At 72.5% G+C, this 17,850-nt stretch carries 13 protein-coding genes; 6 read left to right on the forward strand and 7 right to left on the reverse strand.

From position 1 onward, the window contains the following. Positions 1–59: 59 nt before the first annotated feature. The gene (locus tag ACZ6MZ_RS20815) at positions 60–782 is read left to right on the forward strand and encodes a LuxR C-terminal-related transcriptional regulator (RefSeq protein WP_469353476.1); all 723 of its coding nucleotides are present in this window, start codon (positions 60–62) and stop codon (positions 780–782) included. A 50-nt stretch (positions 783–832) separates the two neighbouring features. Here the strand turns inward: ACZ6MZ_RS20815 and ACZ6MZ_RS20820 are convergent, their stop codons facing one another. The 3 genes from ACZ6MZ_RS20820 to ACZ6MZ_RS20830 form a co-directional block, all read right to left on the reverse strand. Next, positions 833–1,210, reverse strand: a complete 378-nt coding sequence (locus ACZ6MZ_RS20820) for a hypothetical protein (RefSeq protein WP_389783925.1) — start codon at positions 1,208–1,210, stop codon at positions 833–835. Between the two features lie 113 nt (positions 1,211–1,323). Then, complete coding sequence (locus ACZ6MZ_RS20825) at positions 1,324–2,367, reverse strand: C40 family peptidase (RefSeq protein WP_469353478.1); 1,044 nt, start codon at positions 2,365–2,367, stop codon at positions 1,324–1,326. A gap of 280 nt (positions 2,368–2,647) precedes the next feature. Continuing rightward, positions 2,648–3,823, reverse strand: coding sequence for a C40 family peptidase (locus ACZ6MZ_RS20830; RefSeq protein WP_469353481.1), 1,176 nt, complete (start codon positions 3,821–3,823; stop codon positions 2,648–2,650). Between the two features lie 361 nt (positions 3,824–4,184). On the opposite strand from ACZ6MZ_RS20830, the gene pcrA reads away from it, so the two are divergent. Further along, positions 4,185–6,689, forward strand: coding sequence for a DNA helicase PcrA (gene pcrA / locus ACZ6MZ_RS20835; RefSeq protein ID WP_469353483.1), 2,505 nt, complete (start codon positions 4,185–4,187; stop codon positions 6,687–6,689). A 110-nt stretch (positions 6,690–6,799) separates the two neighbouring features. Here the strand turns inward: pcrA and ACZ6MZ_RS20840 are convergent, their stop codons facing one another. Continuing rightward, on the reverse strand, positions 6,800–8,596 hold the full coding sequence (locus ACZ6MZ_RS20840) for a M23 family metallopeptidase (RefSeq protein ID WP_469353484.1): 1,797 nt from the start codon (positions 8,594–8,596) through the stop codon (positions 6,800–6,802). A 222-nt stretch (positions 8,597–8,818) separates the two neighbouring features. Then, entirely contained in the window at positions 8,819–9,706 is an 888-nt protein-coding gene (locus ACZ6MZ_RS20845) for an esterase/lipase family protein (protein WP_469353486.1), read from the reverse strand. A 386-nt stretch (positions 9,707–10,092) separates the two neighbouring features. On the opposite strand from ACZ6MZ_RS20845, the gene ACZ6MZ_RS20850 reads away from it, so the two are divergent. After that, a complete protein-coding gene (locus ACZ6MZ_RS20850; RefSeq protein WP_384189441.1) occupies positions 10,093–10,506 on the forward strand; it encodes a cobalamin B12-binding domain-containing protein in 414 nt (137 codons plus the stop codon). A gap of 64 nt (positions 10,507–10,570) precedes the next feature. On the opposite strand, the gene ACZ6MZ_RS20855 is transcribed toward ACZ6MZ_RS20850, so the two are convergent. Further along, the gene (locus ACZ6MZ_RS20855; RefSeq protein ID WP_469353488.1) at positions 10,571–12,229 is read right to left on the reverse strand and encodes a DUF5691 domain-containing protein; all 1,659 of its coding nucleotides are present in this window, start codon (positions 12,227–12,229) and stop codon (positions 10,571–10,573) included. A 49-nt stretch (positions 12,230–12,278) separates the two neighbouring features. Continuing rightward, entirely contained in the window at positions 12,279–13,634 is a 1,356-nt protein-coding gene (locus ACZ6MZ_RS20860; RefSeq protein WP_469353490.1) for an SWIM zinc finger family protein, read from the reverse strand. 132 nt (positions 13,635–13,766) lie between these two features. Here ACZ6MZ_RS20860 and ACZ6MZ_RS20865 point away from each other — a divergent pair, with 132 nt between their 5' ends. From ACZ6MZ_RS20865 to ACZ6MZ_RS20875, 3 genes are all read left to right on the forward strand, one after another. Beyond that, positions 13,767–14,201 (forward strand): MmpS family transport accessory protein, encoded by a 435-nt coding sequence (locus ACZ6MZ_RS20865; protein ID WP_384189436.1) that lies wholly within the window; start codon positions 13,767–13,769, stop codon positions 14,199–14,201. A gap of 108 nt (positions 14,202–14,309) precedes the next feature. Beyond that, positions 14,310–15,431: an ATP-binding protein gene (locus tag ACZ6MZ_RS20870; protein WP_469353493.1), complete on the forward strand. Its 1,122-nt coding sequence runs from the start codon at positions 14,310–14,312 to the stop codon at positions 15,429–15,431. A gap of 107 nt (positions 15,432–15,538) precedes the next feature. After that, entirely contained in the window at positions 15,539–17,845 is a 2,307-nt protein-coding gene (locus tag ACZ6MZ_RS20875) for a DUF5682 family protein (RefSeq protein WP_469353740.1), read from the forward strand. The last annotated feature ends 5 nt before the right edge of the window (positions 17,846–17,850 follow it).

Here is a 17,850-nt window from a genome sequence, read left to right on the forward strand (position 1 = left end):
GACCGTACGGTACGAATGCCGCGCGGGCGGCGGAGCGACGAGGGCGAGGGGTACAGACCATGAGCGAGGGCGCACAGGCCGAAGGCACTCCGGGGGAGAGCGGCGGCCGGGCCGAGGACGGCCGCCGCGCACGGGTCGTGCTGGTCGACGACCACCGGATGTTCCGTACCGGCGTACAGGCCGAGATCGGCCGCACCGAACAGACCGGCGTCGAAGTCGTCGGTGAGGCCGCCGATGTCGACCAGGCGATCACCGTGATCACGGCGACCCGCCCCGAGGTCGTGCTGCTCGACGTCCATCTGCCGGGCGGCGGCGGTGTGGAGGTGCTGCGCCGCTGCGCGCCGCTGATGGTGGCGTCCGAGCACCCGGTGCGCTTCCTGGCGCTGTCGGTCTCCGACGCGGCCGAGGACGTCATCGGGGTGATCAGGGGCGGTGCCCGCGGCTATGTCACGAAGACGATCACCGGCGCGGATCTGGTCGACTCGATCTTCCGGGTGCAGGACGGCGACGCGGTCTTCTCCCCCCGGCTGGCGGGGTTCGTCCTGGACGCCTTCGCGTCGACGGACGCGCCGCCGGTCGACGAGGACCTGGACCGGCTCACGCAGCGGGAGCGCGAGGTGCTGCGGCTGATCGCCAGGGGTTACGCGTACAAGGAGATCGCCAAGCAGCTCTTCATCTCGGTGAAGACCGTGGAATCGCATGTCTCGGCGGTGCTGCGGAAGCTCCAGCTCTCCAACCGGCATGAGCTGACGCGCTGGGCGACGGCCCGCAGGCTGGTCTGACGGCGCCAGGACCGCGGTCCTTCCCGGGGCTTTCCGGGGCTCCCCCGGCGTTACGAGCAGTACCACCGGGTCACGTACGTCAGGTTCTGATGGCTGAGCACGCCGCGGATGCACTCACCCGGCAGGGTGTCGAGCGTGCCGGTCAGCTCGGCGCGGCCCTGTCGGGTCCACTGCGTGCCGAACCAGCCGGGGAACGCGGTGATCCGGTCGTCCTTGCGCTGGTAGCCCAGGCGTACGGCGATGTCCGGACGGCCCGCGTGCTGGACGTAGCGGACGGTGAAGCCGCCCGCGCCGCCGATCGGGCCCTCTATGCAGAGCCGCCCGCCGGAGAGATCGCCGCAGCTCTTGGGGGTGAATCCGACCGGTGCCATGATGAAGAGGGCGCCGACGGTGAGCCCCGTCGCTCTGACTGCGGTGGCTCGTCTCACGGCAACCCCTTCGCGGGCCGATGGGCGTGCTGCTGCTCATCGTGACCTGGGGGAGGGGGCGGGGCATCCCGGCGTGGGCCAGTGCGGCGACGGGGCGTGGTGCCGGGCGGCTCTCAGGCGGGGCGGGCGGCTCCCGCGAACGGCATCTGGTCGATCGGGGCGATACGGACCGCGGCGCCGGGCCGCGGGGCGTGGATCATCTGCCCGCCGCCGACATAGAGCCCGACATGGCTGATCCCGGAGAAGAAGAACACCAGGTCGCCGGGGGCGAGCTGGGAGCGCGGGATCCGTGGCCCCGAGTTGATCTGGGTGTACGTGGTGCGGGGGAGGGAGACTCCGGCGGAGCGCCAGGCGGCCTGGGTCAGCCCCGAGCAGTCGAAGGACCCCGGCCCCGTCGCGCCCCAGACGTACGGCTTGCCGAGCGCGCCGTACGCGTAGGCGACGGCGGCCGCGGCGCGGGAGTCCGGCGCCGCCTGCGGGCCGTGAGCCGCCGGCCTGCCCGCCTGGGCCCCGGTCGTACCGCCCTGCTGGTCGTACTCGGCGCGCTGCGGGGCGGTGAGCCGGTCCAGCAGCCGCTGGGCGGCGTCCAGCTTTCGCTGGATGGCGGACTTGTGCCGGGCCAGTTCCGACTGGCGGGCCCTGAGATCCACGAGCTTGCCGTCGGCCTGCGCGCGCAGGGTGGCGATCTCCGCGAGTTCCTTGCGGATTCCGGCGATGGCGTGGGCCTGGCGGGCACCGGCCCGTTCGGCGAGGGCGGCCCCTTCGAGGAACCGTCCGGGCTTCGAGCTGAGCACGAGCTGTACGGCGGGATCGAGGCCGCCGGCCCGGTACTGCGCGGCGGCGATCGAACCGAGCGCGTTGCGTGAGGTGGTGAGCCGCTCCGTTCTGCGGGTGGCCTCGTCGCGCAGCTTCGTCAGCGCGGCGCGGGCGTCGTCCGCCTTCTCCTTCGCCCCGTTGTACCGCTCGGTGGTGGCTTCCGCCTGCTCGTACAACGTGTCCACCTTGGCCTTGACCTGGGCGGGGGTGAGCCGGGGCTCGGCGTGCGCGGGGCCATCGAGGGCGGTGGCGGTCGCGGCCCCGGCGAGCGCGAGCGTGGCGGCGGTGCGGCCGGCGGGGCCGGTGAGCCGGCGCTGCTTTCGTTTTCGGTGCGCTGCCACGGGGGTGGTCCTCTTCCTTGCGTCTGTCAGTGGTGGCAGTGGGGCCACCTGGACAAGGACGCTAAGGGGCAAGGTCACAGGCCGGTGTCGGCATGGCGGGTATTGGCGGCAGGTGAGGGATCTGGGGCGCTTTGTGACCGGGATGATCGCGGTGGAACGCTGCTCTTGTTCCCGGACCCGACCGATCCGGGAACAAGCCCCCACCCGGCCACCGGAGCTGGTACGGCCCCGGCCACGCACCGGGCCCGTGCGCGCGCCGGGCCCGGCTTCCGCTGATCCGTTATGCCGGGCGGACGCTGCCGTAGATCGGCATGTAGTAGATGGACTCCTCGCGGACATTCGCGCCCGGTTTGGGGGCGTGGATCATCATGCCGTCGCCGATGTAGATGCCCACATGGCTGATGTCGTCGTAGAAGAAGACCAGATCGCCGGGGAGCAGATCCTCCGTCGCGACCCGGGTGCCGGCCTTCACCTGGTCCCAGGTGGTGCGCGGCAGTTCCACGCCCGCCTCCTTCCAGGCGGCCTGGGTCAGGCCCGAGCAGTCGTACGAGCTGGGGCCCGTCGCGCCCCACACGTACGGCTTGCCTATCTGCGTGCGGGCGAAGGCCAGGACCTTCGCGGCCTTGGTGGCGTAGGTACCGTCGGAGGTCCCTGAGCCGGTGCCCGTTCCCGCGCCCGCTCCCGTGCCGGTCGACGGGCGCTGGGCCTGCTCCTCGCGCAGGCGGTCGGCCTCCGCCTTCGCGCGGGCTTCCGCCTCGGCCTTCGCCTTCGCCTTGCGGCGGGCCTCCGCTTCCTTCTCGCGCTCCAGCGCGGCCAGCCGCGCCTTCTCCTGCGCGGTCAGCCGCGACAGCAGCGTTCGCGCCGCGCCCAGCTTCTGCTGGACGTTCTGCTTGCTGGTCCGCAGCGACGCCTGCGAGGCGGTCAGCGACTCCAGGCTCTTCGCCGCCTGCGCGCGCTTCTTCGCGGCGGCGGCCTGCTGCGACTGGAAGTCGGTGACGGCGCCGCGCTGACGGTCGGTCAGCCGTTCCATCAGCTGCGTCTGGTCGAAGTACGTCTGCGGGCTGTCCGCGAACATCAGGGCGGCGGCCGGGCTGACCGCGCCTTCCCGGTACTGCGCGGCCGCGTAGCTGCCGAGCGTACGGCGGGCCTCGTTCAGCTTGTCCGCGCGCTTGGCGACCTCGTCGAGCACCCGGCCGACCGTGCGCCGCTGCTTCTCCGTGGCCTCTTTCGCCTTGTTGTACTGCTGCGTGGCGACGCCGGCCTGGCGGTAGAGATCGTCGACCTTCTTCTGCACCTCTTCCACCGACGGCGCCGGCTCGGTGGGCGCGGCGTTCGCGCTCTGCGTCGAGAGCAGCGTGACGGACGCGAGGGCGGCCGTCGTGATTCCGACGGCGGGGGAGTTGGTGCGTACTCCGCTACGGCTGCGCGGTTTGCGATGCGACGCCAAGGCCGGCATCTCCTTCCGTGGACCGCCTGCCACCCCGGTTGTGCGGAGTGGGTCCTCGGTTCTGGACTTCCGTGCGGGAAGCCCGCATTCGGCATGGGCTGCCCGCTCGGCGTGGGTCGCCGACGGGGGTTCGGGCTGCCTGATCGAGCACGCTAGCCAAAGTGTGGTGCTGATGTGAAGGTCGATGGCCGATATGCCCGATACATTTCCGTGACATTTGCGCATGCGATGCGGAGGGAAGCCTTCCGGAGGGGTTGCCGTCACCCTTCGTGACCGCGCGAGCGCCCTGCGCCGGAGATCGCCGGCCTGAGGCGGAGACTTCCGAAGGCGGCGGCGGGCTGTCAGTCCGGCGGCCTAGACTCGTAGAGCGATGAGCAGCCTCTTTGACGACAGTTTCCTGGCAGACCTCCAGCCCTCCGGCGACGAGCACCCCCCGCCGCCCGAGGAGCATGCCGACCACGCCCCGGAGCAGATGCCGGACGACCTCTTCGAGGGCGCCTTCGACCAGCCCCCGGCGCGGGATCCGTATCACCGCGACGGCGCCCCGCGCACGGTCGTGGACCCGGTCGCGCTGCTCGAAGGGCTGAACGAGGAGCAGCGCGCCGCCGTCGCGCACACCGGATCGCCCCTGCTCATCGTGGCCGGGGCCGGGTCCGGCAAGACCCGGGTCCTGACCCACCGGATCGCGTATCTGCTGGGCGCGCGCAGCGTGCACCCCGGCCAGATACTGGCGATCACCTTCACCAACAAGGCCGCGGGCGAGATGAAGGAGCGTGTCGAGCAGCTCGTCGGCCCGCGCGCCGCCGCCATGTGGGTGATGACGTTCCACAGCGCCTGCGTACGGATCCTGCGGCGCGAGTCGAAGCGGCTCGGGTTCACGTCGTCGTTCTCGATCTACGACGCCGCCGACTCCAAGCGCCTGATGGCCCTGGTCTGCCGCGATCTGGACCTCGACCCCAAGCGCTACCCGCCCAAGGCCTTCAGCGCCAAGATCTCGAATCTGAAGAACGAGCTGATCGACGAGGAGACCTTCGCCGACCAGGCCACCGACGGCTTCGAGAAGACGCTCGCCGAGGCGTACCGGATGTACCAGGCGCGGCTGCGCGAGGCCAACGCCCTGGACTTCGACGACATCATCATGACCGCCGTCCATCTGCTCCAGGCGTTCCCCGATGTCGCCGAGCACTACCGGCGGCGCTTCCGGCATGTCCTGGTGGACGAGTACCAGGACACCAACCACGCCCAGTACACGCTCGTACGCGAGCTGGTGGGCCCCTCCGGCGAGGATGACGACCCGGCGGAGCTGTGTGTCGTCGGCGACGCCGACCAGTCGATCTACGCCTTCCGGGGCGCCACGATCCGTAACATCCTCCAGTTCGAGGAGGACTACCCGGACGCGACAACTATTTTGCTGGAGCAGAACTACCGCTCCACGCAAACGATTCTCAGCGCCGCCAACGCCGTCATCGAGCGGAACGAGAGCCGCCGTCCGAAGAATTTGTGGACGAAGGCCGGCGCCGGCGCCCAGATCACCGGCTATGTCGCGGACACCGAGCACGACGAGGCGCAGTTCGTCGCCGACGAGATCGACCGGCTGACGGACGCGAGCGAGGCCAAGGCGGGCGACGTCGCCGTCTTCTACCGTACGAACGCGCAGTCCCGGGTCTTCGAAGAGATCTTCATCCGGGTCGGCCTGCCGTACAAGGTCGTCGGCGGCGTGCGCTTCTACGAGCGCAAGGAGGTCCGCGATGTGCTGGCGTATCTGCGCGTGCTGGCCAACCCGGAGGACAACGTCCCGCTGCGCCGGATCCTCAATGTGCCCAAGCGGGGCATCGGAGACCGTGCGGAGGCGATGATCGACGCCCTGGCGCTGCGGGAGAAGATCACCTTCCCGCAGGCGCTGCGGCGCGTGGACGAGGCGTACGGCATGGCGGCCCGCTCCACCAATGCCGTCAGGCGCTTCAACACGCTGATGGAGGAGTTGCGTACGGTCGTCGAATCGGGCGCCGGGCCCGCGACGGTGCTGGAGGCCGTGCTCGAACGGACCGGCTATCTGGCGGAGTTGCAGGCTTCGACCGACCCGCAGGACGAGACGCGCATCGAGAACCTGCAGGAACTGGCAGCGGTGGCGCTGGAGTTCGAGCAGGAGCGTGGCCAGGCCGCCCAGGGCGACGACGGCACGGCCGACGCGGCGGGCGACGCGGCCGGTGGCGCGGCCGCCACGACCGGCACGCTCGCCGAATTCCTGGAGAAGGTGGCGCTCGTCGCCGACTCCGACCAGATCCCCGACGAGGACGAGGACGGCTCCGGGGTCATCACGCTGATGACGCTGCACACCGCGAAGGGACTCGAGTTCCCCGTGGTGTTCCTGACGGGCATGGAGGACGGCGTCTTCCCGCACATGCGCGCCCTCGGCCAGACAAAGGAGCTGGAGGAGGAGCGGCGCCTCGCGTACGTCGGCATCACGCGCGCCCGTGAACGGCTCTATCTGACGCGGTCCTCGATGCGCAGCGCCTGGGGGCAGCCCTCGTACAACCCGCCGTCGCGGTTCCTGGAGGAGATCCCGGGACATCATCTGGACTGGAAGCGGACCGGCGCGCAGATCCCGGCGGGTCCGACGTCCGGGGTCACGTCCTCGCTGTCGTCCTCGCGGTCGCGGTCCGGCGGCGGCCCGTCGGGCTTCGCCACCCGGCGTACGACGGACAAGCCGGTGGTCTCGCTGGTGGTGGGCGACCGTGTCACGCACGACCAGTTCGGCCTCGGCACGGTGATGGCGGTGACGGGCACGGGCGCGGACGCGCAGGCGACGGTCGACTTCGGGGACACCAAGCCCAAGCGGCTGCTGCTGCGGTACGCGCCGGTCCAGAAGCTGTAGCGCCCGCCGGCGGGCCTCCCGCCACACGGGCATAGACGCACACGGACATACGGCGGAAGCCCCCTCCTCGGAGGGGGCTTCCGTCATGAGTACGTTCCGCGGTCCGCGCGCTACGTCGGGCTGACGCCATGGCTGCGGAGCCAGGGCAGCGGGTCTATCGCGGAGCCGCCGCCGGGCCGTACCTCGAAGTGCAGGTGCGGTCCGGTGGAGTTGCCGGAGTTACCCGAATACGCGATCACGTCACCGGCCTTGACCGTACCCGAGCGGATCTTGGTGGTGCTGAGGTGGCAGTACCACGTCTCGGTGCCGTCGGCGGCGGTCACGATGGCCATGTTGCCGTAGGCGCTGTTGTACTGCGTCCGTACGGTGCCGTCGGTCGCGGCCATCACCGGCGTGCCGTACGCCACGGGGAAGTCGATCCCGGTGTGCACGGACATCCAGTTGACGCCGGCCTGGCCGTAGTAGGCGCTGAGTCCGTGCTGCGAGACGGGGAGGACGAACTTGGGGCGCAGGGCCTCCTTGCGCGCCGCCTCCTCCTCGCGCTGCTTCTTCTCCGCCTCCTGCCGTGCCTTGAGGTCGATGCGCTCCTGCGTACGGCTGGCGCGGTCACCGAAGTCACGGGCGTCGGCGCTGAGGGCGGCGAGCTGGGTGTCCAGCTTGTTGTTGGCCGCGACGGGCTTGACGGAGCCGGGGTCGGGGGCCGAGGCCGTCGTGGTCGTGTCGTCCTGAGTTTCCTCGCCGCCGAGTCCGCCGACGGAGGCGGCGGCGATGCCGGCGACGCCCATCACGCAGGCGGAGGGGACCGCGACGGTCAGGAGCGCGGAGCGCTTGGCGGGCGTACGGCGGCGGCCGCGGCTGCCGTTCGCGCTGCCGCCGGCCCGGCGTACCGGGCGGGGCGTGAGGGTGATGGCGGGTGCGGTCATGGTCGCTGCCATGTGCACCTGGTCGGACTCGGGGTCGTCGTCGTGGCCGGCCTGCGCGTCGGACCCGTTGTCGGAGCCGGCCTCCTGGACGTCGTCCCCGGCGTCGGGGCCGTACTGCTCCTGCGGGCTGTACTGGCCGTCCGGGGTGTACTGGCCGTCGGCGTCGTACGGGCCGTCCGTCTCGTACGGCCCGTCCTGCGCGTACTGCGCCTGGGGGTCGTACTGCTGCTGCGGGTCGTACTGCCCGTCCGGGGTGTACTCCGCGTCGGGGTGGTACTGCTCCGGTACGACGGCTTCCGAGAGGAGCGTCTCCGGCGCCGCGTCGGGCGTCGTGCCGCCCGAGTTCCACGCGGTGGCGTCGTACGCGCCGGTGTCGAAGGCGGGCGCCGCCCACTGAGCGGTCGGCTCGTGGGCGAAGGGCGCGGCCTGGAACTGCCCGGCGTCGAACTGCGCGGTCTCGAAGTGCGCGGCCTGCGCGGGGTCGAACGGGAGAGGGACCGGCTGGTCCGACGCGCCGTACCCGAACTGGGTGGCGCCGAACTGCGAGCCGTCGAACTGGGTCTGGTCGAACTGGCTCTGGTCGAACTGCGTCTGGTCGAACTGGGCCTGATCGAACGGGGTGTTGTCGAACTGTCCTGTCTGGACAGGCCCGTTCAGCTGGTTCGCCTGGTTCCATGCATCCGCGTCCCACTGTCCCGTGGCATCGGGCTGGCCCAGGTGCTCCGCCGGCTGCTGATAGCCGGCGTCCGCGGCGGTGACGGTGGCCCACTGGCCGCCGGCGTCGTACTGCGGCGTGCCGTACGCGTCATATCCGGCCGTCTGGTGGGCACCTGTGTCCCACTGCGTGGTGTCGTACTGCCCGTTGTGGGCCGGGGAACCTTCGTGGCCGCCCGGAAGGTTGCCGAAGAGCGGATCGGTCTCGAAGCTGCCGGTTTGATAGCCGTCATATGCGGCATACCCGGCGTGGGCGTGCTGGTCGTTCACCAACTTCTCTCTCGCCTCGGCAGCAGAACCAGGGTCTGGGGCCCGGTCCTGACCGGACGGACCCCAGAGGGAAAGCAGTGGCCGCGACTGTACCCGGCGGTATGCGACGGCGACAATCTTCGGCAGGTTTTGGGCTGCGCGGAAACGGGCATTCGGCCGTGTTTCGGCGGACTGTGGGCACAGCTTTGGCCCTACGTTCGAAGGCTGTTCGAGAGAAGTCCGTCAGGCGACGGAGGCCGTACCGCCGGTACCGGTGCCGCTTTCGCCGGACCCGGGACCGTTCTCAAGGGTGTGCCGGATGCCGGAGACGACCGCGGGGTGGACCGGCAGGGCGAGATGGCCGACGCCGCTCACGCAGACGTTTTCCGCGAGCAGATCCGGGTGCTCGATCCGGGCCGTCCCGACGGGGCTCATGAGCTGGTCGAGATCGCTCCAGAAGCTCACGAACCGGGTGCGGCAGCCGGGCGCCGGCAGCCGCAGCTCCTCGATCAGGGCCGATCCCGGCCGCATCTGCCGTACGACGGGATGGGCGCTCGCGATCGGGGCGGCGGCGGTGCCCTCATGGGGCGTACCGAGGGTTACCAGGGTGCGTATCCGGGTGTCACCGCCCAGGCGCTGTACGTAATAGCGGGCGATCAGACCGCCGAGGCTGTGCCCGACGACATCGACCTGACGGTGTCCGGTGCGGGCGCAGATCTCCTCGATGTGCCGGCCGAGCAGCTCGGCGGCCGTACGGACGTCGCAGGTCAGCAGCGAATAGTTGAGCGATACGAGATGGCGCCAGCCGTGCCGGGACAGCGAGCGGCGCACCAGGACGAAGACCGAGCGGTTGTCGACGAGCCCGTGGAGCAGGACGACGGGCAGGTGGGAGCGGCCCCCGGTGGGGAGCTGGGAGGTTTCCGGCGGGAGGGCGGCGGCGCGGCGCTCCTGGACGACCCCGGCCGGGTAGAGGAAGAGATGGCCGGTGAGGATCGCCAGCTCCAGCGCGGTGGCGCGCAGGACGGCGACGGGGAATTCGGGGTGGCCCACCCGGTCCACCTGGCGCAGCAGGGGCTGAAGCGACTGAAGCGGCTGCAGTACGAATGACGGAAAGGCGGGCAGGAACTTCATGGCCGACCTCCGAACGGCACCCGGGAGGCGGCTCTGTCCCCCGGTGCCCTCATGGGGCGCCGCTCATGGCGGGTCGGGTGGCTGCCGACACGCCGGGGGCCGGTACACAAGCCGCGCCACCGCGCCGCGCGGCTGGCGGCACGGTGGAACGGGGCCCGTGGGTCGGCTCCCTGTGCGGCTCCCCTTGCGGCCGTCCCTGCCGCCCGAAGTGCCGGGCGGTGCGGGAAGGACGCAAAGCGAACATGTCCCAGGTGTGATTTCCCCCTCGCGGGCCTCCGCGAAACGGCCGCTTGCGGGATGCTGTAGATAACGTTCGTTCACTTCTCCGGCCCGACGGGCCCGGGAACCCGGACCAATGACGGCGCAGTCGGTATGTGGAGGCAGTGATGGGTGTGACCGGTCCGATCCGCGTGGTGGTGGCCAAGCCGGGTCTCGACGGCCACGATCGCGGGGCGAAGGTGATCGCGCGTGCGCTGCGGGACGCGGGGATGGAGGTCATCTACACGGGTCTCCACCAGACGCCCGAGCAGATCGTGGACACCGCGATCCAGGAGGACGCCGACGCGATCGGCCTGTCCATCCTCTCCGGCGCCCACAACACGCTCTTCGCGAAGGTGATCGAGCTTCTGAAGGAGCGGGACGCGGCGGACATCAAGGTCTTCGGCGGCGGCATCATCCCGGAGGCGGACATCGCTCCGCTGAAGGAACTGGGTGTGGCGGAGCTCTTCACCCCGGGCGCGACGACGACATCGATCGTCACCTGGGTCAACGCGAACGTCCGCCAGCCCGCGGGTGCATGACGGCGGGGCGTGACAGCGGCGCGTGACAGCGGCGCGCGGGCCGGCCGGACCGGGCCGGCCCGCGCTACGGCTGCGCCAGTTCCGTCAGCATCGACGCGCGCAGGCGCAGGGTCGAGACCAGCCGCTGGAACGCCTCCGACCAGTAGCCGCCCGCGCCCGGGGACGCGTCCTCCGGCTCGTCCGGGGTCGCCGTGAGGAGCTCCAGGAGGCTCGCTTCCGCCGGATCCAGGCAGCGTTCCGCGAGGCCCATGACCCCGCTGAAGCTCCACGGGTAGCTTCCCGCGTCCCGGGCGATGTCGAGGGCGTCCACGACCGCGCGGCCGAGCGGCCCCGCCCAGGGCACCGCGCAGACGCCGAGCAGCTGGAACGCCTCCGACAGACCATGGGCGGCGATGAACGCGGCCACCCAGTCGGCCCGGTCGCCGGCCGGCAGCGTGGCGAGGAGTTTGGCGCGCTCGGCCAGGGACGGGGTGCCGGTGCCGGTGGCCGGGGACGCCCCGGGCGCGCCCAGCAGGGCGCCGGACCACCGCGCGTCCCGCTGCCGGACGGCCGCCCGGCACCACGCGGCGTGCAGTTCGTCCGCCCAGTCGTCCAGCACGGGCAGCGCGACGATCTCCTCCGGCGAGCGGCCGCCGAGCCTGGCCTGCCAGGAGTCCAGCGGGGCGGCCTCCACCAACTGGCCCAGCCACCAGGAGCGTTCGCCCCGCCCGGCGGGCGGTGTCGGGATCACGCCGTCCCGCTGCATATCCGCGTCGCACTCGTGCGGCGCCTCGACCATGACGGCCGCCCCGCCGCCCGTGCGGTCCATGCTGACGCAGGTCGCCGCGCGGGCCGCCATCCGTCCCGCGAGCGCGGAGTGCGGCAGGGCGGAGAGCAGCTCCGCCGCGGTGGACCGGACATTGCGGCTGCGGTCCGACAGCGCCTGTTCCAGGAAGGGTTCGTCCGCGCCGGACAGCCCGGTCCGCAGGGAGTCGAGGAACATCAGCCGGTCCTCGGCGCGCTCGGTGGACCACGTCGAGGCCAGCAGTTCCAGCGCCGCCTGCCCGCCCTGGGTCCGCACGGCGGAGAGCAGAGCGACCCGCTCGGCGAACAGGCCCTCCTCCCAGAGCAGCCGGACGGCCCCGGTGTCGCGCGTATCGGGCAGCACGGAGCCACCGGACGCGCCCCGCAGGGCGAACTTCCACTCCGGATTGAGCCGGGCGAGCCAGAGCCCGCGCGGCCCGGCGAACCTCAGGGCCTGCGGCCGCAGATCGGTGCGCGCCCGGGCCGCGTCGAGCAGCGCGGGCAGTACGGCGGCGGGCGCGTGGTACTCCCGCTCGTTGGCGGCGGCGAGCCACTGGGGCAGCAGCTCCGTGAGATCGGGTGCCGTACCGCGCCGGCCGCTTCCGCCCGAGGGCGCCGACCGGTCGGCGAGCAGCTGCGTGAGCCGTCTGCCGGCCGCCTCCGGCAACGGTCCCCGGCCGTCGTGGGGCGCCGGCTCGGGGCGCCCGGCGGCGCGGGCGGGGAGCAGGCCCGCCCTGCGCCGTACGGTGTGCAGCGCGGCGGCGTCCAGCAGGGCGACGGGCGCGTCCCGGCCCGGGGCCATGAGCTCCGCCGGTGGGGTGCGGCGGTCCGTGCCGAGCAGCGCCGAGGTGACGAGCTCTTCCCAGGGCGTCGTGGCGCGGGCGGTACGGGTCGTGCCTGACGCGGCGGTAGTGGCGGCGGTGGCGGTGGTGCTGGTCATCGGGTCCTCCGTACGTGCGTCGGGTCGTCCGAAGCGGCGCGGGCGGCGGTCAGGTGAGCGGAACCGGCCCCGGTAGCTCCGCGGACCAGGCCGCGAGCGGGTGGAAGCCGCGGTGGCCGCATTCGCCGAAGACCGTGACCGGGCCGCCACCGGACAGCGCGACGAGCTTCCACAGCCCGGGGCGCGAGAGGGCGGCGGGCGCGACGGGCAGCGCGGATCCGCCGTCGGCGTCGGCCAGTTGCCAGCCGCCCCCCATCTCGGGGACGGGTATGACATCGCTCAGCGTCGCCGGCCACGACTCCAGCCAGGGGTCGTCCCGCAGCGCGCGTCCGTACGCCTCGACCGCGGCGGCCGTCGAGCCGCCCGGCGGCGGCCCCTGGATCGGGGCCGGTGCGCCGAACTGGCTTCCCCAGTCGGCCCGCAGCTGCCCGGCGCCCGCGTGCGGAGTGACCTCGGCCTCGATCATCAGGCCCACCGGCAGCCCCAGCTGCGGGGAGCGGCCGGCCGCCCCGAAGGACAGCACCAGCGCGGAACGCCCCGAGTCCCGTCCGTACAGCCGGATACGGCGGGTGATCAGCTTGCCGTCCGAGGAGTCGTCCTGAGCGAGGACCAGCCAGTGGTCCCGGACCGGCGCACCCCCGGCGGGCGACGGAAGGCCGACCCGGGTGCGGACCGTCGCCGCCAGCGGCTCCGGCAGCCGGTCGAGCCCCAGCCACCCCGTGGTCAGCAGGTGCAGCAGCGCGGACTCCTCCAGCAGCCGCACCGGCCATCCGGGGCCCGAGCCCGGGATCGCCCCCAGCTCCCGCACCCGCCCGGCCAGCCCCGGCGCCTGCGCGTCGACCATGCGGGCCGCCGTCTCCTCCCACAGCCCGTATCCCGACTGCTCCGCCGCGGCCAGTCCGCCGCGCAGCAGATCCGTCAGCCGCTGCTCCAGCTCCGAGGCGCCCGCCGTGATCCGCACGGCCCTGCGCTCCGCCCTGCGCCTGGCGGCCGCCGGATCGGCCGGCTTTCCGGTCCCGCCCTCGCCCGGGGCCCCCTCCGCCGTCCCCGCGCTCTTCTTCCGGCGCTCTTCGAGCCAGTCCCCGGCCCAGCCGGGCGCTTCCGGCTTCTCCCCCACGGCCTTCTCGTCCGCCGCCCAGAGCAGCAGCAGCCCCAGCGCGTGCTTGCACGGAAACTTCCGGCTCGGGCAACTGCACCTGTAGGCAGGGCCCGTGATGTCCACTATCGTCTGATACGGCTTACTGCCGCTGCCCTTGCACAGGCCCCACACGGCTCCCACGCCGCTGCTACCCGCGTCCGACCACGGCCCGGCCGCGCTCAGCTTGTTTCCCGCCTTGCGTGACGCGTCGTCAGGAGCCAGAGCCAGCACCTGTTCCGTCGTCCAGCGCACCCCCGGTTGATTCATGGGGATGACGTTAGGACGCCCCACTGACAATCGCCCTGACCTGCTGATTCAACGGAGCTTGTGCGGGGGCGCTTTACTTTTTCTTTGCTACCGTGGGCGAGCTTCCTACACCAAGATCCGGGGGGATCACCGATGAACCGCACCATCCGCGCCGCCGTCTGCGCCGTCGCCGTCAGCGGCCTCGCGCTCGGCCTGGGCGCCTGCTCCGAGGCCACCGAGCAGATCGACAAGGCCGTGGTCGAAGAGGTCGACAAGGCCGTCAACGAGACGTACGAGGTCACGTACGAGGTCACGGGCAAGAACATCGACACGATCGACTTCCACGCCGGCGGGGGCGAGGCCATGAACCCGAAGATCGAAAAGGTCGAGAAGCCCACGCTGCCCTGGACGAAGACGGTCACGCTCCGCGGGATCATGCCGCCTGCCGTCATGCCGATCGCCGTGGACCCCACGGGCGCCGAGGTAACCTGCAAGATCATCTACAAGGGCAAGGTCATCACGGAGGAGTCGGGCGAGGGCCTGACCGCCGCGGGCGGCTGCGTCGCGGCCTCCCCGATCGTGGAGTAACTCCCTCAACTCCCCCGCGAACCACCCCGGCCTGCGACGACGGCCGATTGTCAGTGGCGTGGTGCACCGTGGATCCCACATCCGGTCGATCGATCTGGAGGGGGATCCATGACCGTGCCCGAAACCACTGCGACCACCGACGTCACCGGCGGCGAGGCCTTGCGGCCGCACGCCGAGGACGCGTTCGCCGACGAGCTGAAGGCCCTGGCCGCGGCCGACGACCGGCAGCGGCCCGTCCGCTGGCGGCTGTCGCCGTGGGCCGTGGCCACCTATCTGCTCGGTGGCACGCTGCCCGACGGGACGGTGATCACACCCAAGTACGTGGGACCGCGGCGGATCGTCGAAGTCGCGGTCACCACGCTCGCCACCGACCGGGCGCTGCTGCTGCTCGGCGTGCCGGGCACCGCCAAGACCTGGGTCTCCGAGCATCTCGCGGCGGCCGTCAGCGGTGACTCGACCCTGCTGGTGCAGGGCACGGCGGGCACGCCGGAAGAAGCGATCCGCTACGGCTGGAACTACGCGCGGCTGCTCGCCCACGGCCCCAGCCGTGACGCGCTGGTGCCCAGCCCCGTGATGCGGGCCATGTCCGAGGGCATGACCGCGCGGGTCGAGGAGCTGACCCGTATCCCCGCCGATGTGCAGGACTCGCTCATCACGATCCTGTCCGAGAAGACCCTCCCGGTGCCCGAGCTGGGACAGGAGGTGCAGGCCGTCCGCGGCTTCAATCTGATCGCCACGGCCAACGACCGCGACCGCGGGGTCAACGACCTGTCGAGCGCGCTGCGCCGGCGCTTCAACACCGTGGTGCTGCCGCTGCCGGCCACTGCGGAGGCCGAGGTCGACATCGTCTCCCGGCGCGTGGACCAGATGGGGCGCTCGCTCGACCTGCCGGCCGGTCCCGAGGGCATGGACGAGATCCGCCGAGTCGTCACGGTCTTCCGTGAACTGCGCGACGGTGTCACGGCCGACGGCCGTACGAAGCTCAAGTCCCCTTCCGGCACACTCTCCACGGCCGAGGCGATCTCGGTCGTCACCAACGGCCTCGCGCTCGCCGCCCATTTCGGCGACGGCGTGCTGCGACCGGGCGATGTCGCGGCGGGCATCCTCGGCGCGGTCGTCCGTGACCCGGCGGCGGACCGGGTGATCTGGCAGGAGTATGTCGAGACGGTCATCCGCGAGCGGGACGGCTGGAAGGACTTCTACCGCGCCTGCCGCGAGGTGAGCGCGTGACCACGACGGACTCGCGGGGCGCGGCCGTCGCCGTACCGGACACGGCGCCGGGCCCGGCGGCCGGTGCCGGACGGCGGGCCGCCGGACGGGGGCCGTTGCTGCTCGGGGTGCGGCACCACGGACCGGGGTCCGCGCGGGCCGTGCGGGCGGCGCTCGACGCGGCCGCGCCGCGGGTCGTGCTGATCGAAGGGCCGCCCGAGGGCGACGCGTTGCTGGCGCTCGCCGCCGATGAGGCGATGCGGCCGCCCGTCGCGCTCCTCGCGCACGCCGTGGACGATCCGGGGCGCGCGGCGTTCTGGCCGCTGGCCGAGTTCTCTCCGGAGTGGGTCGCCCTCCGCTGGGGCCTCGCGCACGACGTACCGGTGCGGTTCATCGACCTGCCGACGGCGCACTCCCTGGCGCTCGCCGCGCGGGACGAGTCCGCGAGCGAGCACGCCGAGCCCCACGAGCCCGACGAGTCCGCGAGCGAGCCCGACGCGCCCGAGACCGGCGGGCTGCGCGTCGATCCGCTCGCCGTCCTTGCCGAGGCGGCGGGGTACGACGATCCCGAGCGCTGGTGGGAGGACGTCGTCGAGCACCGGGGTTCCGGCGGGCGCGCGGACGACCCCTTCGCACCGTTCGAAGCGGTCGCCGAGGCCATGGGCGCGCTGCGCGAGGAGTACGGCGACGGCGGACATCAGCGGGATCTCGTCCGCGAGGCCCATATGCGGCTCCAACTGCGCGCCGCGCGCAAGGAGTTCGGGGATGACGGCGTCGCCGTCGTCTGCGGGGCCTGGCATGTGCCCGCGCTGGCCGGGAAGACCACCGCCGGCGCGGACCGCGCGCGCCTGAAAGGGCTGCCCAAGGTCAGGACCGAGATGACCTGGGTGCCCTGGACCCACCGCAGGCTCGCCCGGCACAGCGGCTATGGAGCCGGCATCGACTCGCCCGGCTGGTACGGCCATCTCTTCGGCGTGACCGACCGCCCCGTGGAGCGCTGGCTGACCAAAGTCGCGGGCCTGCTGCGGGAGGAGGACCGGATGGTCTCCTCCGCCCATGTCATCGAGGCCGTACGGCTCGCCGAGACCCTCGCCGCGATGCGCGGCCGCCCGCTCGCCGGTCTCACCGAGACCACCGACGCGATCCGGGCCGTGATGTGCGAGGGATCCGAGGTGCCGCTCGGGCTCATCCGGGACCGGCTCATCGTCGGGGATGTGCTCGGCGAAGTCCCGGACACGGCGCCCGCCGTGCCGCTCCAGCGCGATCTCACCCGGCTGCAGCGCTCGCTCCGGCTCAAGCCGGAGGCGCTGGAGCGCGAGCTGGACCTCGACCTGCGCAAGGAGACCGACGCGGCGCGCAGCAGGCTCCTGCACCGGCTGCGGCTGCTCGCCGTCGGCTGGGGCGAGCCGGCCGCCGGGCGCGGGTCCACCGGCACCTTCCGGGAGAGCTGGCGGCTGCGCTGGGAGCCCGAGCTGTTCGTACGGGTCGCGGAGGCCGGCGTATGGGGCACCACCGTGCTCTCCGCCGCCACCGGCAAGGCCGAGTCGCAGGCCATGTCGGCGACCGCGCTCGCCGAGGTCACGGCGCTGGCCGAGCGCTGTCTGCTGGCCGAACTGCCCGACGCGCTGCCGGTGGTGATGCGGGCCCTCGCCGACCGTGCCGCGCTCGACGCCGACGTCGGCCACCTCGCCCAGGCGCTGCCCGCGCTGGCGCGCTCGCTGCGGTACGGGGACGTACGGTCCACCGATACCGACGCGCTCGGCGAGGTCGCCGCCGGGCTCGCCGAGCGGATCTGCGTCGGTCTGCCGCCCGCGTGCGCCGGCCTCGACGCGGACGGGGCCGCCGAGATGCGGACGCATCTCGACAGCGTCCACACCGCGATCGGCCTCCTTCCCGACGGCCACGTCCGCGATCTGGGCGGGCGCTGGGGAGCCGTCCTGCGCAAGCTCGCGGAGCGGGACACCGTGCCCGGGGTAATCCGGGGGAGGGCCGCCCGGCTGCTGCTGGACGACGGACGGCTCGCGGAGGACGAGGCCGCGCGGCTCATGGGCCTCGCCCTGTCGCCCGGCACCCCGCCGGCCGACGCCGCGGCCTGGATCGAGGGTTTCGTCGGCGGGGCGGGCGGGATGCTCCTGGTCCACGACGAACGGCTCCTCGGCCTGGTCGACGCCTGGCTGACCGGGGTGTCCGCCGACTCCTTCACGGACGTTCTCCCGCTGCTGCGCCGCACGTTCTCCGCGTACGAGCCGGGCGTCCGCCGCACGTTGGGCGAGCTGGTGCGGCGCGGGCCCGCCGCCGGCGGACCCGTGGAGTCCGAGGCCGCCGCCCCCGGCTTCGGGCCCGGCCTCGACGAGGCGCGGGCGGACGCCGTGCTGCCGGTGCTCCGGCTGCTGCTCGGCTCCGATGACAACGACCTCGCGGGGGTGACGGGATGAGTGAC

The sequence above is a fragment of the Streptomyces sp. NPDC042201 genome, assembly GCF_055582185.1.

Bases quoted from the DNA above. Each gene is read 5' to 3' on its own strand.
- ACZ6MZ_RS20830 (WP_469353481.1), bottom strand. From the start codon at position 3,823: ATGCCGGCCTTGGCGTCGCATCGCAAACCGCGCAGCCGTAGCGGAGTA.
- ACZ6MZ_RS20870 (WP_469353493.1), top strand. From the start codon at position 14,310: ATGACCGTGCCCGAAACCACTGCGACCACCGACGTCACCGGCGGCGAG.
- ACZ6MZ_RS20845 (WP_469353486.1), bottom strand. From the start codon at position 9,706: ATGAAGTTCCTGCCCGCCTTTCCGTCATTCGTACTGCAGCCGCTTCAG.
- pcrA (WP_469353483.1), top strand. From the start codon at position 4,185: ATGAGCAGCCTCTTTGACGACAGTTTCCTGGCAGACCTCCAGCCCTCC.
- ACZ6MZ_RS20850 (WP_384189441.1), top strand. From the start codon at position 10,093: ATGGGTGTGACCGGTCCGATCCGCGTGGTGGTGGCCAAGCCGGGTCTC.
- ACZ6MZ_RS20860 (WP_469353490.1), bottom strand. From the start codon at position 13,634: ATGAATCAACCGGGGGTGCGCTGGACGACGGAACAGGTGCTGGCTCTG.
- ACZ6MZ_RS20815 (WP_469353476.1), top strand. From the start codon at position 60: ATGAGCGAGGGCGCACAGGCCGAAGGCACTCCGGGGGAGAGCGGCGGC.
- ACZ6MZ_RS20855 (WP_469353488.1), bottom strand. From the start codon at position 12,229: ATGACCAGCACCACCGCCACCGCCGCCACTACCGCCGCGTCAGGCACG.
- ACZ6MZ_RS20865 (WP_384189436.1), top strand. From the start codon at position 13,767: ATGAACCGCACCATCCGCGCCGCCGTCTGCGCCGTCGCCGTCAGCGGC.